We start from the raw sequence: 15,272 nt of genomic DNA on the forward strand, positions 1-15,272 counted from the left end.
TATTTTCTTCACAAAAAGCTTAGATAACTATTAACTAATTATTTTGTATGTCTCGTTTTTTCTGCAATAATTGTTGGAATTCATTTTCTAATGCAGCTGAAGGTTCAATACTTAAACGACTTAAAACTTCTGTTATTTGTGTTTCAATAAGCAATAATTGATCCCTATTATCTTCTTTAGGCTTTGTTTTTTTACTTTCTATAAATTGTTGGTAAGTTCCTTCAAAAACCTTGACTTTTTGTTCAACAATTTCAATAATCCGCGTAGCTGTTTTTTCAATAAATCTTCGGTCATGAGATACATAAATGACAGTACCTTCATATTCAACAAGTAATGACTCTAAAGCCTCCATAGCATTCACATCTAAATAATTGGTTGGTTCATCGAGAATTAATATATTTGCTTCACTTAAAAGTACTTTTGCAAGTGCTACCTTCACCCGCTCTCCTCCACTTAAAACGTGAACAGTCTTATATACATCATCTTTTACAAAATTCATTCGTGCTAAAACCGTACGAATGAGTGCTTCAGACTGCACGGAGCTTATTTGTACATTTTCCAGTATCGTTTGTTTTTCATTTAAAGTATTTAAATTTTGACTAAAATAACCAATTTTCACAGCTGGTGATAGAGAAATTCCTTCATCCTGTTGGATAATTTTTCTTAAAAAAGTTGTTTTTCCTACTCCATTATCTCCTATAATAGCTAGCTTATCACCACCATATACTTGAAAATTAGCATGTTTCCACAAGATACGATCTTCAATAGCGGCAGAAACATCCTCTATACGAAGAATAATTCGACGATGAAAATGCTCATGATTGAATACATCCATCTTTAATGAAGGATTTTCTTTTGTTTTCTCAACAACCTCTAATTTTTCTAAACGTGTTTCTAATGCTTTTGCTGTTTTCCTTAATTTCTTTTGCTTATTCGCATAATAAGGTTTTGCACCTATGATACTTGCCTCAGAATTACTTACACGTTTTGGCTTTTTTGTTGCACGATTCGCTTTTATTTCTTTTAACTGTATCGCATTTTCTAATTGTTTCTTCTCACGGACATATTTTTCATAAGCAAGCTCCTGATTTCTTCGTTCATGCTTCTTCTGCTCTACATAATCACTATAATTTCCTTTATAAATCGTTAATTTTCCATCATCAAGCTCCCATATTGTTGTACATAAAGCATCCAAGAACACACGATCATGAGAAACGATGATGAATGCACCATCCCATTCCTGCAGGCTACTTTCTAATTCTTCAATATTTATCGTATCTAAATTCGTTGTTGGTTCATCAGCTAGTAATAAATCAGGATGCTTATTTAGTGCTTCTTGTATATATCTTTGTGTAACCTCTCCACCACTTTCTGAAGTATTATTATCCTTCCACTGTGGTATCCAAGCATAAGACGCGTGATGAATAATAGTTCCTGTTTCAATTTGTTGTTCGTTAGCTAATGCTTTTAATAAAGTCGTTTTCCCACTTCCGTTTATCCCAATTAAACCGATACGATCCTGTCGATAAATCTTTAATTCCTGAATATCCAAAAGCTGTCTTTCAGCAATAGAATATTTTAATTGAAAAGCCTTTAATAATAGCATATTTTTCACTCCTGTCTCAAATTTCAGAGAGAACGAAAAGCGCAGAGCGCCCGCTTAAAAACGTAAGAGATTGGAGTGGCACAACCGAGATAAAGGAAACACGGTGAGGTCACGAACCGATGTTGACTTATTGTAGGGCGTGACGCGAAATCTCTTAGTTTTTGGCGCTCGGAGCTAGACAGCGCTAGATCTGAATAAGCATTAAATTACGCAATTTTCTATACTTTATTACTCTACAAAAAAATGTCTCCTATTTTTTTCAGAATAGGAGACATACGCAGATAGAGATCCCTAAAATTAAACAATTTAGAGACAACTACAGAAATATAATCCTATCCTGAATAAAACATTAAAAGGCAGGTTAAAAAGCTCAAGCAACCATTTCGTAAAAAGTAGCTTGATTATATTTAGCATATATTCATTCGCAAGTTCACGTATGAATCATATACAAAATACAATATGCTTTTGCTGTTTACCTTTTATTGTTTGATTTCATTAATAGGATTAATACTTCATGTAATTGGCTCACCCTTTCGTCAATTTACGTTAATTCAAAGATAGCGAATAGCTATTCAATTGTCAAATCACTAAATGTGAGCAGGAATATTGACTTCTTATCATTTGACTTGTAAAGTGATAGACGAGACATGGATAGAAAGGATGTAGCACAAAATGAAAAAAAACACTTTAGGCTCCTTAATTTGGTTAAGAATTAGCCGTTTTACACATCAAAGTAATTTACTATCCAATGAATTTCTAAAGCAATTTAATCTAACAACTGCACAATTTGATGTACTTATGCAAATTTCCACCTATGGACCATTAACACAGAATGAATTGGCTAAACGGGTAACTGTCAGTCAAGGGGGTATTTCCCGTATGCTTTCCCGTCTAGAGAAAGATCAATTTATAGAGAGAAAGCAAGAATGGAAAACAAAAACAATTTCTTTAACAAATAAAGGTGTAGAAAAATTAAAGCAATCCTTTACGCAGCAATTGGCTTTTCAATCCTCTTTCTTTGATGATTGCTTAACAAAAGAAGAACAAAAAACTTTATACACATTAATATCTAAAGTACAGAAGAACAGTGAAAAGAAAATGGCAGAACGTTATTAAAATAATATTTGGAGGCAATCTTTATGTATACAATCCCTGGACATCATCATATTTCAATGATAACGAAACATGCAAAACAGAATAATTATTTCTATCGTGATATTCTTGGACTTCGTCGTGTGAAAATTACTGTAAACCAAGATGATCCCTCTATGTACCATTTATTTTATGGGGATAGAACTGGAAGTCCTGGCACAGAATTAACCTTTTTTGAAATGCCTTATGCTGGTTCAACGCATCGTGGCACCAATGCGATTACGAGAATTGGTTTAATTGTCCCATCTATCGAGAGCTTACATTATTGGAAAAAACGTTTTATGGAATTTAATATAGATCATTCTGACATCATCACTTATGCAAATCGTCCTGCTATTCATTTTGAAGATAAAGAAGGATTGCGCCTTAGCTTACAAGTAGCAGGTGAAGCAAAGCTCGCTCATTGGGAAACATGGGAGCACTCTCCTGTCCCTGAAGTCCATCAGATCCAAGGCATGGGAACAGTTGAAATCACAGTAAAAAGATTAAAGAAGCTTAATCAAACACTTCAAGAAATCTTTGGTTATATCGAAATATTAAATAATGAAAAAGAAGCCATTCTGCAATCCATAGAGGGCGAGATTTTCGGTGAAATTTTAATTAAGCAAATGGATGGCCCTTCAGAAAAACCTGGCCGTGGTAGCATTCATCATCTCGCCATTCGAGTAAACAATGTCCAAGAACTTCATTATTGGGAAGAACAGATAAAACAACGTGGTTTTCATTCGACTGGAATTATTGATCGTTTTTATTTTCACAGTCTCTACTTTCGTGAATCAAATGGAATTCTATTTGAAATTGCTACAGATGGACCTGGTTTCACGCGAGATAGCGATGTGGAGACACTTGGAAATCAGCTAGATTTACCTGTCTTTTTAGAAAACCGACGTGCGGAAATAGAAGCTAAACTTACACCAATTGAGGAGGACTAATATGGAAAAATATCGTATTCAACAAAATAATGGATTAGAATTTGGTTTATATTCACTTGGAGACCACATGATTAATCCAATTACCGAATCTCGTATCTCTGCTCAACAACGGATCACAGAATTAATTGAAGCAAGTAAATTAGCTGAAGAAGCTGGTATTGATGTATTCGGGGTCGGTGAAAGCCACCAAAACTTTTTTACAACCCAAGCACATACAGTAGTCTTAGGAGCCATTGCACAAGCTACAGAAAAGATAAAAATCACTAGCTCTGCTACAGTATTAAGTGTTGCGGATCCTGTTCGTGTTTATGAGGATTTTGCAACAATCGACCTTATTTCTGACGGACGTGCAGAAATCGTAGCTGGTCGAGGCTCTCGTGTTGGCGCTTATCAACTACTTGGTGTTGACTTGCAAGATTATGAAGAAATTTTCGAGGAAAAATTAGAGCTTTTAATAAAATTAAATGAAGAAAATACTATTAACTGGGAGGGAAAATTTCGTGCTCCCTTAACAAATGCTCAAATTCTACCACAGCCTAAAGATAATTTCTTACCGATTTGGCGTGCTGTTGGTGGTCCACCAGCAAGTGCAATCAAAGCAGGTTATATGGGAATTCCAATGGCATTAACAACCTTAGGTGGCCCAGCAATAAACTTTAAACCCTCTGTTGAAGCTTATCGACAGGCTGCTACAGAAAACGGATTCGATCCAGCTACATTGCCTATTTCTACAACAAGTCTTTTCTTTGTAGCAGATACTACAAAAGAAGCTCTACAAGGAATGTATCCACATTTAAATCGTGGATTTATGGCTATCCGTGGTTCTGGTTATCCTAAACAACAGTTTGCACAAGCACCGGATCCTCGTGATGCTTTAATGGTTGGGGATAAAAACCAAATTATTGAAAAACTGCTATATCAGCATGAATTATATGATATGCAACGATTTATGGCGCAGATTGATTTTGGTGGCGTTCCTTTTGATAAAATTATGAAAAACATTGAAATTATTGGGAATCATATTATTCCTGCAATAAAAAAACATACTGCAAAATAATGGAGGCTTATAAATGAAGATCGTCGTATTATCAGGTTCCAATATTGGCTCAAAAACAAAAACAGCAATGGAAGTCGTAGAACAAATGTTAAAGCAACATTATCCTGAACATCAAGTTGATTTTCTTGATTTAGCAAAATACGTATTACCTTTCAGCGATGGCCGTAATTACTTTGAATATGACGGAGATACAAAATATGTTTTAGAAACCATAATGAATGCTGATGCACTCATTATTGGTACACCTATTTTCCAAGCATCTATACCAGCTGCGCTTAAAAATATTTTTGATCTACTTCCTGTTCATGCCTTCCGTGATAAAGCTGTAAGTATTGTTGTTACTGCAGGATCATCAAAACATTATCTAGTGGCAGAACAACAGTTAAAGCCGATTTTATCTTATATGAAAGCACAAATCGTTCAAACCTTTGTATTTATTGAAGAAAAAGATTTTCTGCGACAAGAAATCATTAATGATGATATATTATTCCGCTTAGAAAGATTAATCGAAGATACAATAACTCAAAGTGAAATTACAGAGAAAGTCAGACTAGAAAAAGAAGCACAATATGACTTTTAAAGAATCACGAAGAAAGGACTATGAAAATGAAGTGTGGTGCTAAATGTTTTATAGTTACATTGGAAAAAGATGGGGTAACAAAACATGATCGAGTTACTGCTCGTACTACAGCTACGGCTAGAAAAATAATTCGACGTACCTATGGAAATGTTATAGAAATTATTTCCGTAAGAGCAGAAACATAATAAGGAGCAAGCTTATGATTAATTGGACATTGCCCGAAACAGATATACTTGAAGAGAATCAGCAATGGAACGATGCTAAAAATCATTTATACCAACAATGGTTAGAACAGAAAAATGACACAAAAATCGCATGTAAATTAGGATTTCTTTGTTGGTATATATTAGTAGAAGATGTCTCTTCAGAACAACAAATAGATGAAGCTGAATTTCAGAAATTATTAATAGAAGTGTACCATTATGGAGAAAGGCACTTCCAAAATGATGCTATTTTCAACTGGTTATTTGGCTATATGATTTCTCAATTCCCCTATCTTTTCGGTGATTTCAAGAAGAAAGAAGAAATTGGAACAGAAATGCTTGCTAAAGCTTATCAAACAGATCCTGACCAATTAATCTTTGAATATACTTTTCTAGGAAATTCAATAGTTGTAAATCAGAGGTACAAAGAAATTGAAAAAGAAATTCAAGCTCATTTATCTCAGTTTTTCCCAGGGAATGGGCTTTTATCTACTTACTTTAAAGATATTTGGCAATATTAATAGAAATTGGGACACAAGGAAAAAACTAAGTTTGAAATCCGAACAATATTCTAATAAAGCGTAGGAAATATACGTAGACTCCTATGGGAGGAAGGCTTAGGCGAGACCCCGGAGTGCGTTTAGCACGAGGCTGACGAGTACGCCACGTCCTGTGGCAACGTCTGCATTAGGACGTCCTGTCCGTCGAGGCTCACCAGCCGCCCATGGAAAGCGAAGTATATTTCCGAAGCGATTATTTGCACAATTTATGTTCGGAATTAATTAAGTAATAAATTCTTTTGTCCCAGTCTCAGTTATCTCCTATTCTACTTCAATAATAACAAATTCACTTTTTGTTCCTAAACGAATTGGTGGTCCCCAAAACCCAGCACCTGAAGTAACAATGGCATAGGTACCATTTTCTTTTTGCATGATACCGTAATCAATTGGAAAAATTGCATTGGTAATATAATTAAATGGGAAGATTTGTCCATGATGTGTATGTCCAGAAACAATTAAATCGACATAATCCTCATATTCATTAACCTCTGATGGTTGATGATCTATAACAAAAACGGGCTTTGTAAGGTCTGCATCTTGTACTACATCATCCATTGGCAAACGTTCTCCTCCTTGTTCACCAATTGGCTGGATATCCCTTCTTCCAATCACAACAAAAGGACCTACATCTATGTATTCATCTTCTAAGAGGACAATATCTGTCTGGTCAATTATTTCTTTCATCTCTTGAAAAGTATTCCCAGCATCATGATTTCCCCATGCTAAATATGTACCATACGTTGATTTGAAATTATTTAATGCTTCCCGTACACCATCTAAATTATATATGGTGTTCACACTGCTATCAAATAAATCTCCTGCAATTAATATAACATCTGGATTTGTTGCATTTACTCTATCTACGATTGTCTCTAGTTTTTTTGCCCCATTCACATAACCTAAATGTGTATCACTAATCAAAGCTATTCGCATATTTTCTGTATCTTTAGCAAGCTTTATTTGATAATCTGTCTGTTTCAGTGACTGGGCGGTGTAAATACCGATACCTAAGAGAAGTACCAAGATTGCTGTGCTTAACCAAAATGTATCCTTTGGAATAAGTGCAAAAATACCGTAAACAACTAGACCTAAAAAACTAACCGCAATCCAATAATGACCAATGGTGCCAATGAAATTCATAATTGATAAATCTCGTAAAACCATGGAAATCACACTAGTTAACGCGAATAAAATAACAATCATGTATATCAATAATTTGTGGTTAGGAAATTGCATCGCTATTGTTCTAGCGATAAGCCAATTCATACTACCAAAGACGCTAAAAACCACAACTAGAAATAATGCAAACATCTCGTGTCCCCCAGTTTTCTATTTTGAATAAAAATACCCCTTTATAAAGTACCACCAATTTATGATAATTAAAAATGATAAGGCTCTTCATTTCTTTAAATACACTTATTGTCATGATAGACTAGAATTAGTTACTTTAAATTTAATTGGAGGGATTGAATTTGTCTATTGCAGTAATATACGGAGGAAATCGACCAAATGGAAATACAGAATCACTTACAAAGTTAGCTACACTTCACCTTGAGGTTGAAGAAATATATTTATCTGAATATCATATTGAGCCTATTATTGATAAAAGGCATGATCCAGAAGGTTTTTCTGACATTGATGATGATTACAATACTGTCATTGATAAAGTTTTAGCACATGACATTCTGATTTTTTCCACTCCCATTTATTGGTATACCATGACTGGAATTATGAAAAATTTCATTGATCGTTGGTCACATATGATGCGCGATGAAAATCGCCCCACCTTTAAAGAAGAGATAGCTAAAAAGCATACCTATGTTATTGCAGTAGGTGGAGACTCTCCGTATATTAAAGGATTGCCCATGATTCAACAATTCAAGCATATCTTTGATTTTATGGGAATGACCTTTGAGGACTATATTATTGGAGAAGCAAATGCACCTGGAGAAATCACCCAGGATGTTCGTGCGCTTGTTGCAGCAGAACAGCTACGGAAAAAACTAGAACAGACTCAAAAAAGTTAAATATACTTCTTCTCTTCTAACAATTTACTAGATAAGAGAAATTTTACATATTATTGGAGGCAATTATGTCTACATCCATCATAATCCTAATCATCTTAATTGTATTTCTCGGTGCCCTTACTCGTGCTACTTTTGGATTTGGCGAAGCAGTAGTTAGCATGCCATTACTCGCATTATTACCAATTGATTTACATCTATCTATTTCCTTAATTGCTCTAGTTGGATTGATTGTTGCCTTATTAGCTGCATTTAAAGACTGGCAACAAGTTGATCGTGTAGAACTAAAAAGACTAGTGATTGGTGCAATTCTTGGTATTCCTGTAGGTATTTTATTTATTCTATTTGTACCGGCATCAATCATCATGACCGCACTTGGAATATTCCTAATTATTTATGGTTCGTATTCTTTGATCATACGTCTCGTGATAAAAAAGGAAATTACCGTAAAGTTTCAAACACGTTACTTATCCATTCCAGTAGGTTTTATCTCTGGAATTTTAGGTAGTGCATATAACTCCCATGGTGTACCAATTGTAGTATTTGGTACACTCAAGGAATGGACCCCAGCAGTATTTCGCGGAACTATGCAGTCCTATTTTTTAATTGTTGGTTTGTTTATTGTAGCTAGTCATGCTATTGGTGGATTATGGTCTATCGATACTTTTATTCTTTTTGGATTATCTTTACCATTTATTTTACTAGCTGCACGACTGGGAAGATGGATATATGAACATATTCCTAGCGAAAAATTTATCCATTTAATATTTATCTTACTTGTTATCCTTGGTGTGTTACTACTGATTAAATAAACTGGAGGGAAATGAATAACTCTTCCCTCTTCCTATTTTTAAATCGATTCTAAAATACGAATTAATTCCTCTTCGGTAAGCGTAGATGAAACTACTTCAAAAATAATATTATCTTCTGTTTTCATTAACACTCGTTTATCTGTTATCTTTTTAGATTCACCAATCAATGCAGACAAACCATCAATTTCAGCATCTTTCCAATCGAACGCTTCAATAACTTCTACAAAATCTTGTAAAGAATCCTCTGTACGAAATGCTGTTAACTCAAAAAAATTATCACCGTCATAGTTATAATGCAGAACGATAGTCATTTGCTCTGCTAATGTATAAACAACTGCCCCTTTTGCTTTTGAACCTTCAGGCATATAGCTTGGTAATTTAAAGTCAAAATTCAAAGTACTGATTGCCTCTTCTACTTCATCTTCTTAATAAACTTTATTTTCTAATGCTATATTTTTTTGACTTGCAATAACATACCAAACAATTCCAAGCAATGCGATAACTAATATAATCATTATTTTTCTCATGTACTTAACTCCATTTCTTTTCTCGACGCCCCATTCATTATTTTACAGCACCGAAATGGAGTTACTAGTCAATTCTTACATTCTTTATATTTTGTTTACTTTTCTCTAGCTGATTAAAAAAGAGATTGATATACTCGGAATAAATAAAACACCCTTTACGACTACTAGGAGGAAATTAATATGACACAAAGCATTCCTTTTCAACAAGTTGATGTATTTACAAAAGTACCTTTTAAAGGAAATCCTGTTGCTGTTGTGCTTGATGGAGACCATCTATCCGCAGAACAAATGCAAGAAATTGCGAATTGGACAAACTTATCTGAAACAACTTTTGTCTGTAGTCCTTCTCATCCAGATGCTGATTATAAACTAAGAATCTTCACACCAAATAATGAATTACCATTTGCTGGACACCCAACTCTAGGTTCTGCTCATGCCTTACTTAAAAATGGACTGCAACCGAAAAATAAAAATAAAATAATTCAGGAATGTGAGCTAGGTCTTGTTGAAATTTTCACAGAAAAGGATAAGCTTTTTTTCGAGCTACCGAAACCAAAAATCACTGAAATTGATGAACACCAATTAGAACAAATTGCTGATGCCCTTCAGATCTCCATTGAAAATGTATTAGCTAGACAAACTATTGATGTTGGTGCAAAATGGATGACCTTACAATTAACAAGTGCTGAACTAGTAAGTACCATTGAACCAAATCAAGAAAAGCTATCGTCCCTCATTCCAGCTGGATGTACAGGTGTTACTATTTTTGGTGCTTATCCTGATCATGCCGAAACGGAATTTGAGGTACGCGGTTTTGCGCCAAATGAAGGGGTTCCAGAGGATCCAGTTTGTGGAAGTGGGAATGGTTGTGTTGCCACAATGGTGAAAAGTTTTAATTTACTTTCAGAAACTAGCTATGTTGCTAGTCAAGGACATTGTGTCGGTCGTGATGGAAGAATCGAAGTACGTTTTCCAAGCGAGGAATCCACATTAATTGGTGGACATGCAGTCACATGTATTGAAGGAAATTTAACAATCTAAAAATGTGGGACGTGACCACTTTAGATAAATATTTACACCTCGAAAATATTATGAATTCCTAATTTAGGAGGAACTATGGATAATAAGGTGCATGCTTATTGGGAAAATTTTTTATTGGAAACAAACAGAGCTAAAGAAACAAAATGCTTTGAAGTTTTCTATTTTGGAAGTACTGAAAAATCCGCAAATTATTTGTTAAAACTGGTCCTGCAGGGAAGAAAAACAGCAACAGCATCTAGCATTTATCAATATAAATTGACGGATAGTAATTATCCAAAAGTAGGAGACTTATCAATTGTTACAGATTATAATGGAAATCCTAAATGTATAATTGAAACAAGAGAAACTTTACAACTTAAGTTTAGTGATATGACCTATGATATTTGTAAACGCGAAGGAGAAGATGACACTCTTGAATCCTGGCAACAGAAGCATATTGAATTTTTCACGAAAATAGGTGAAGAACTTGGCTTTGAATTTTCGTTTGATATGGATATAATTTTTGAGGACTTTGGAGTTGTTTATAAGTAATTTGCTAGACTATGTACTGCTCTAGAATAATTCATCGCAGCCAAACTCATTCATAAATCGGTCATCCTTGAAAAAATTCGATAAGTCCAGTATTTATGCGAACAACTCGATTTCCATGTTTTAAATAAAGCATCCACTCATTACTATAGCTAATGAATGGATGCTTTTAGACTTTTTCAACATAGAAACATCACTTCTTGCCTAACCTTCTGAATAAATAATAAAGAACACTCCACAATATAAAACAACTAAGATTTTAATAAAATGAATTCAAAATCCACTTACTCTGTCTTACAAAAGACGGTTAAATCATAATATTTCCCCAACTGAAGAGCATACTAAGGCTGTATATATAAATCCTGATAAGAATAAGGAGGCTTTTATTTTGGCTGAAAATCAAGATAAAAAAACAACAAATGAGAAAAAAGTGAAGCGTGAGACGTTAACAACGCGTCAAGGACAACCTGTATTCGATAATCAAAATATCCGTACGATTGGGAATCGAGGTCCAGCAACACTTGAGAATTACCATTTCATTGAAAAAATCTCTCATTTTGATCGAGAAGAAGTACCAGAGCGTGTTGTACATGCTCGAGGTAGCGGGGCATTTGGATACTTTGAAACATATGGTAAAGTTGGCGATGAGCCAGTAGAAAAGTACACACGTGCAAAAGTATTTTCAGGTGCTGGGAAGAAAACACCATTGATGGTCCGTTTTTCTACAGTGGCTGGAGCAAAAGATTCACCTGAAACTGCGCGAGATCCGCGTGGCTTTGCAGTAAAAATGTATACTGAGGATGGCAACTGGGATCTAGTTGGAAATAACTTAAAAATTTTCTTCATCCGGGATGCAATGAAATTCCCTGATATGATTCACGCATTTAAAGCAGATCCTGCCTCAAACGTACCTAACCCTCAACGAATGTTTGATTTCGTTTCTCGTTCACCTGAGGCAACCCATATGATAACATTTTTGTTCTCTCCATGGGGGATTCCAGCTACATACCGTCATATGCAAGGATCAGGTGTAAACACTTATAAATGGGTCAATGATAAAGGCGAGGCTGTACTTGTAAAATATCATTGGGAACCGAAACAAGGAATTCGTAACTTAACACAAGATGAGGCAAATGAGATTCAAGCAAAGAATGTCGGACATGCAACTCAAGACTTATATGAAGCAATTGAACGCGGTGATTATCCAGAATGGGAGCTATATGTACAAATCATGGAAGATGATTATCATCCAGAACTCGACTTTGATCCACTTGATGATACGAAATTGTGGCCAGAGGATCAGTTTCCATGGTTACCAGTAGGTAAAATGGTGCTCGATCGTAATCCAATAGATTTTCATGCGGAGATTGAGCAAGCTGCCTTTGGTACAGGAGTACTTGTTGATGGTATGGATTTTTCAGATGATAAAATGCTCCAAGGACGTACCTTTTCCTACTCTGATACACAGCGTCATCGCGTCGGTGCAAACTATTTGTTATTACCTACAAACGCACCAAAAGCACCAGTACGTACAAATCAACAACGGGGTCAGATGGATTTCCGAAACCCTAAAGAATCAACGGATAATCCTCATATCAATTATGAACCGTCCATGCTAGGTGGTCTTGAGGAAGCAAATGCAGAACGACCACCACATCGACCAATATATAACGATGCAGCTATGAGCGCTCCAATTGATCGTCCTAATCACTACGGGCAAGCAGGTAACACATATCGAGAATTTGAAGATTGGGAGCGTGATGAATTAATTAAAAATTTATCTGAAGCGCTTGCGGTCTGTGATAAGAGCATTCAAGATGCTATGGTCGAACATTTTACCAAGGCTGATGAAGAATACGGCAAACGTGTCAAAGAAGGAATCGCTAAGAAAATGGCAGAAATAGAAGAAATGGATAAAGAAAACAATATTCCAGGTCGTGAAGCAGGCAAGTCAAAATTTGAACAAGGTTCTCTAGCAGCAAACGAAGCAGCAAAAGATGCTGTGAAGAAAAGTCATGAAGTTGATCCTTATTAATCATTTGAAAAAGCTGTTCGGAAAAAGATTCCGAACAGCTTTATTTTAGTTACTTGCTTAGCTTGTTCTTAAACAGTCTTACGATTCCAATGTCGATGTTCTGCAATAGCTTTAGTAAAATTCTTCACAAACATTGCCCCTTCTCCTGCTACCACACCTTGACTTCCGATGAAATCATTCTCTTCTAAAAACATCATTCCGTCTTGCGAGGCACCAATTGGTTTGTAATGTTTATATGCCTCCTTTAAATAATAAGTGGTATGCATATAAAAATCACTATTCTGACCTGCCCCTGACGCAACATAGATTGCATCATATAAGACAGGATCTGTTGTTGTAAACGTATGATTAGCCATCAATTCCTGACCAACTGTTCCCTTTAACATTCCCTGTTTCTCACTAATGATCTCATAAATAACACCATTTGTATTCAGGCCATGCAATATTTCAATGACCTCCTTCTCATTAAAAGCATGATTTAAAATAACGCCTACTTTGCGAGTTGCAGCAGTCTTTATCGTATTCAGTTGACTTAATGAAGGAAAGGTTTTAGTTACTGGAGAATCTTGTACACCTGCTGGAGCCACTACACCAAGATTAGCAGCAATTTGAGTAGCTAAATGGATATCCACATTGGCAAACATGTTTACTACTTGCTGGCGTACATTCATATCCTTCACATGCCCAACCTCAAAGCTAAAGGCATCGATAATATACTTTCGCTCTGGATCACTCACACTATTCCAAAAGATTTTTGCTTGTGAAAAATGATCATTGAAGCTTGCACTCCGTTGACGTACTTTTTTACCTTCAACTTTTTCTTGATAATGTGCAAATCCACCTTGCTCTTCACTTATAGGAGCTGGAGTATTATTTGCCATTGAATTCTTATGATAGGCTACTTTCCCCTTATTGATCGTTTGACGATGGTACCCATCACGCTGATTATTATAGAAAGGTACGACTGGTCGATTAATAGGGATCTCATGAAAATTTGGGCCACCTAGTCGAATCAATTGTGTATCCGTATAAGAGAACAATCTCCCTTGTAATAACGGATCATTCGAAAAATCGATTCCGGGAACAATATGTCCTGGATGAAAAGCAACTTGCTCCGTTTCAGCAAAGAAATTATCAACATTTTTATTTAATGTCATCTTTCCAATTATTTTTACTGGAACTTCTTCTTCCGGCCAAAACTTTGTTGCATCTAAAATATCAAAATCAAAGGCAAACTCATCTTTTTCCTCAATCATTTGCACACCTAACTCATACTCAACAAAGTTCCCCATCTCAATGGCATCATATATATCCCTGCGATGAAAGTCTGGATCCTTCCCGCTAATTTTCTGTGCTTCATCCCACACTAAAGAATGCACACCAAGTTTCGGCTTCCAATGAAGTCGTATAAAGCGGGCAACACCCTCTTTATTTACAAAGCGAAACGTATTGATACTAAAGCCCTCTACCATTCGATAACTTCTTGGAACTGCTCTAGGTGACATAAGAAACATAATTTGATTAGCTGTTTCTTGATTGTTTGCTACAAAATCCCATAATGTATCATGAGCGGCAGTTGCTTGCGGTATTTCATTATGTGGCTCAGGCTTAATCGCGTGAACAATATCAGGAAACTTAATACCGTCCTGAATAAAAAATACAGGATGAATGTTATTAACTAAATCATAGGTTCCCTCTTCTGTGTAAAACTTGGTCGCAAACCCTCGAACGTCCCGAACCGTGTCTGCAGATCCTCGAGACCCTACCACTGTTGAAAAACGAACAAAGACAGGCGTCTTTTTACCCGCTTCTGATAAAAATTTTGCTTTTGTGTATTCTTCCATCGATTCGTATGCTTCAAACTCACCATGTGCAGCGAACCCGCGTGCATGCACAACACGTTCAGGAATTCGTTCATGGTCAAAGTGTGTTATCTTTTCCCGAAAATGAAAGTCCTCCATCAAAGTCGGACCCCGTTCACCAGCTGTTAAGCTTAGTTCATCTTCAGAAATTTTTAATCCCTGATTTGTTGTCATATCTTGATTCATATCATCTACTTTAAAATTCTCCAATTGATCCTGTTTACTCTTTTCATTAATATTATCTTTTTCATGCATAAGCATTTCCCTTTCATTTATGTAGTTATTACGTAACCTTTCCAAAAGAGGCAATACTATACTCGCTTAATAAAAAAAGAAGCCTTTCCTAAGTTAAG

15 protein-coding genes are annotated in these 15,272 nt (G+C 35.5%); 11 read left to right on the forward strand and 4 right to left on the reverse strand.

The window, feature by feature from the left end:
• Window positions 1–34: 34 nt before the first annotated feature.
• The gene (locus AB4Y30_RS12130) at window positions 35–1,606 is read right to left on the reverse strand and encodes a Vga family ABC-F type ribosomal protection protein (RefSeq protein ID WP_368652494.1); all 1,572 of its coding nucleotides are present in this window, start codon (window positions 1,604–1,606) and stop codon (window positions 35–37) included.
• 672 nt (window positions 1,607–2,278) lie between these two features.
• Here AB4Y30_RS12130 and AB4Y30_RS12135 point away from each other — a divergent pair.
• Genes AB4Y30_RS12135 through AB4Y30_RS12160 form a run of 6 tightly spaced genes read left to right on the forward strand, consistent with a single transcriptional unit; the run spans window position 2,279 to window position 6,051 of the window.
• Entirely contained in the window at window positions 2,279–2,722 is a 444-nt protein-coding gene (locus AB4Y30_RS12135; protein WP_368652495.1) for a MarR family winged helix-turn-helix transcriptional regulator, read from the forward strand.
• A 23-nt stretch (window positions 2,723–2,745) separates the two neighbouring features.
• On the forward strand, window positions 2,746–3,690 hold the full coding sequence (locus tag AB4Y30_RS12140; RefSeq protein ID WP_368652496.1) for a ring-cleaving dioxygenase: 945 nt from the start codon (window positions 2,746–2,748) through the stop codon (window positions 3,688–3,690).
• 1 nt (window position 3,691) lies between these two features.
• Window positions 3,692–4,747, forward strand: coding sequence for an LLM class flavin-dependent oxidoreductase (locus tag AB4Y30_RS12145; protein WP_368652497.1), 1,056 nt, complete (start codon window positions 3,692–3,694; stop codon window positions 4,745–4,747).
• 13 nt (window positions 4,748–4,760) lie between these two features.
• Entirely contained in the window at window positions 4,761–5,327 is a 567-nt protein-coding gene (locus tag AB4Y30_RS12150) for an NADPH-dependent FMN reductase (protein WP_368652498.1), read from the forward strand.
• A gap of 20 nt (window positions 5,328–5,347) precedes the next feature.
• The gene (locus tag AB4Y30_RS12155) at window positions 5,348–5,512 is read left to right on the forward strand and encodes a hypothetical protein (RefSeq protein ID WP_368652499.1); all 165 of its coding nucleotides are present in this window, start codon (window positions 5,348–5,350) and stop codon (window positions 5,510–5,512) included.
• A gap of 14 nt (window positions 5,513–5,526) precedes the next feature.
• Window positions 5,527–6,051: a hypothetical protein gene (locus AB4Y30_RS12160; protein WP_368652500.1), complete on the forward strand. Its 525-nt coding sequence runs from the start codon at window positions 5,527–5,529 to the stop codon at window positions 6,049–6,051.
• Window positions 6,052–6,351: 300 nt separating this feature from the next.
• Here the strand turns inward: AB4Y30_RS12160 and AB4Y30_RS12165 are convergent, their stop codons facing one another.
• Window positions 6,352–7,401, reverse strand: coding sequence for a metallophosphoesterase (locus AB4Y30_RS12165; RefSeq protein ID WP_368652501.1), 1,050 nt, complete (start codon window positions 7,399–7,401; stop codon window positions 6,352–6,354).
• A gap of 161 nt (window positions 7,402–7,562) precedes the next feature.
• Here AB4Y30_RS12165 and AB4Y30_RS12170 point away from each other — a divergent pair, with 161 nt between their 5' ends.
• Together AB4Y30_RS12170 and AB4Y30_RS12175 are read left to right on the forward strand one after the other, a co-directional pair.
• Entirely contained in the window at window positions 7,563–8,117 is a 555-nt protein-coding gene (locus tag AB4Y30_RS12170; protein ID WP_368652502.1) for a flavodoxin family protein, read from the forward strand.
• Between the two features lie 65 nt (window positions 8,118–8,182).
• Entirely contained in the window at window positions 8,183–8,926 is a 744-nt protein-coding gene (locus AB4Y30_RS12175; RefSeq protein WP_368652503.1) for a sulfite exporter TauE/SafE family protein, read from the forward strand.
• 38 nt (window positions 8,927–8,964) lie between these two features.
• Here the strand turns inward: AB4Y30_RS12175 and AB4Y30_RS12180 are convergent, their stop codons facing one another.
• Window positions 8,965–9,321: a DUF4367 domain-containing protein gene (locus AB4Y30_RS12180; protein ID WP_368652504.1), complete on the reverse strand. Its 357-nt coding sequence runs from the start codon at window positions 9,319–9,321 to the stop codon at window positions 8,965–8,967.
• Between the two features lie 312 nt (window positions 9,322–9,633).
• Here AB4Y30_RS12180 and AB4Y30_RS12185 point away from each other — a divergent pair, with 312 nt between their 5' ends.
• The 3 genes from AB4Y30_RS12185 to AB4Y30_RS12195 all read left to right on the forward strand — a co-directional run bounded on the left by AB4Y30_RS12185 (window position 9,634) and on the right by AB4Y30_RS12195 (window position 13,057).
• Entirely contained in the window at window positions 9,634–10,494 is an 861-nt protein-coding gene (locus AB4Y30_RS12185; RefSeq protein ID WP_368652505.1) for a PhzF family phenazine biosynthesis protein, read from the forward strand.
• Between the two features lie 75 nt (window positions 10,495–10,569).
• Window positions 10,570–11,025 (forward strand): ASCH domain-containing protein, encoded by a 456-nt coding sequence (locus AB4Y30_RS12190; protein ID WP_368652506.1) that lies wholly within the window; start codon window positions 10,570–10,572, stop codon window positions 11,023–11,025.
• Window positions 11,026–11,410: 385 nt separating this feature from the next.
• A complete protein-coding gene (locus AB4Y30_RS12195; RefSeq protein ID WP_368652507.1) occupies window positions 11,411–13,057 on the forward strand; it encodes a catalase in 1,647 nt (548 codons plus the stop codon).
• 68 nt (window positions 13,058–13,125) lie between these two features.
• Here the strand turns inward: AB4Y30_RS12195 and AB4Y30_RS12200 are convergent, their stop codons facing one another.
• The gene (locus tag AB4Y30_RS12200; RefSeq protein ID WP_368652508.1) at window positions 13,126–15,174 is read right to left on the reverse strand and encodes a catalase; all 2,049 of its coding nucleotides are present in this window, start codon (window positions 15,172–15,174) and stop codon (window positions 13,126–13,128) included.
• Window positions 15,175–15,272: the final 98 nt, after the last annotated feature.

It is taken from the genome of Ornithinibacillus sp. 4-3, from assembly GCF_040958695.1.
Taxonomy (GTDB): Bacteria; Bacillota; Bacilli; order Bacillales; family Amphibacillaceae; genus CALAMD01.

What these genes read in the sequence shown, in the direction of transcription:
- AB4Y30_RS12130 (WP_368652494.1), bottom strand. Translation starts at nt 1,606, where the DNA reads ATGCTATTATTAAAGGCTTTTCAATTAAAATATTCTATTGCTGAAAGA.
- AB4Y30_RS12135 (WP_368652495.1), top strand. Translation starts at nt 2,279, where the DNA reads ATGAAAAAAAACACTTTAGGCTCCTTAATTTGGTTAAGAATTAGCCGT.
- AB4Y30_RS12140 (WP_368652496.1), top strand. Translation starts at nt 2,746, where the DNA reads ATGTATACAATCCCTGGACATCATCATATTTCAATGATAACGAAACAT.
- AB4Y30_RS12145 (WP_368652497.1), top strand. Translation starts at nt 3,692, where the DNA reads ATGGAAAAATATCGTATTCAACAAAATAATGGATTAGAATTTGGTTTA.
- AB4Y30_RS12150 (WP_368652498.1), top strand. Translation starts at nt 4,761, where the DNA reads ATGAAGATCGTCGTATTATCAGGTTCCAATATTGGCTCAAAAACAAAA.
- AB4Y30_RS12155 (WP_368652499.1), top strand. Translation starts at nt 5,348, where the DNA reads ATGAAAATGAAGTGTGGTGCTAAATGTTTTATAGTTACATTGGAAAAA.
- AB4Y30_RS12160 (WP_368652500.1), top strand. Translation starts at nt 5,527, where the DNA reads ATGATTAATTGGACATTGCCCGAAACAGATATACTTGAAGAGAATCAG.
- AB4Y30_RS12165 (WP_368652501.1), bottom strand. Translation starts at nt 7,401, where the DNA reads ATGTTTGCATTATTTCTAGTTGTGGTTTTTAGCGTCTTTGGTAGTATG.
- AB4Y30_RS12175 (WP_368652503.1), top strand. Translation starts at nt 8,183, where the DNA reads ATGTCTACATCCATCATAATCCTAATCATCTTAATTGTATTTCTCGGT.
- AB4Y30_RS12185 (WP_368652505.1), top strand. Translation starts at nt 9,634, where the DNA reads ATGACACAAAGCATTCCTTTTCAACAAGTTGATGTATTTACAAAAGTA.
- AB4Y30_RS12190 (WP_368652506.1), top strand. Translation starts at nt 10,570, where the DNA reads ATGGATAATAAGGTGCATGCTTATTGGGAAAATTTTTTATTGGAAACA.
- AB4Y30_RS12200 (WP_368652508.1), bottom strand. Translation starts at nt 15,174, where the DNA reads ATGCATGAAAAAGATAATATTAATGAAAAGAGTAAACAGGATCAATTG.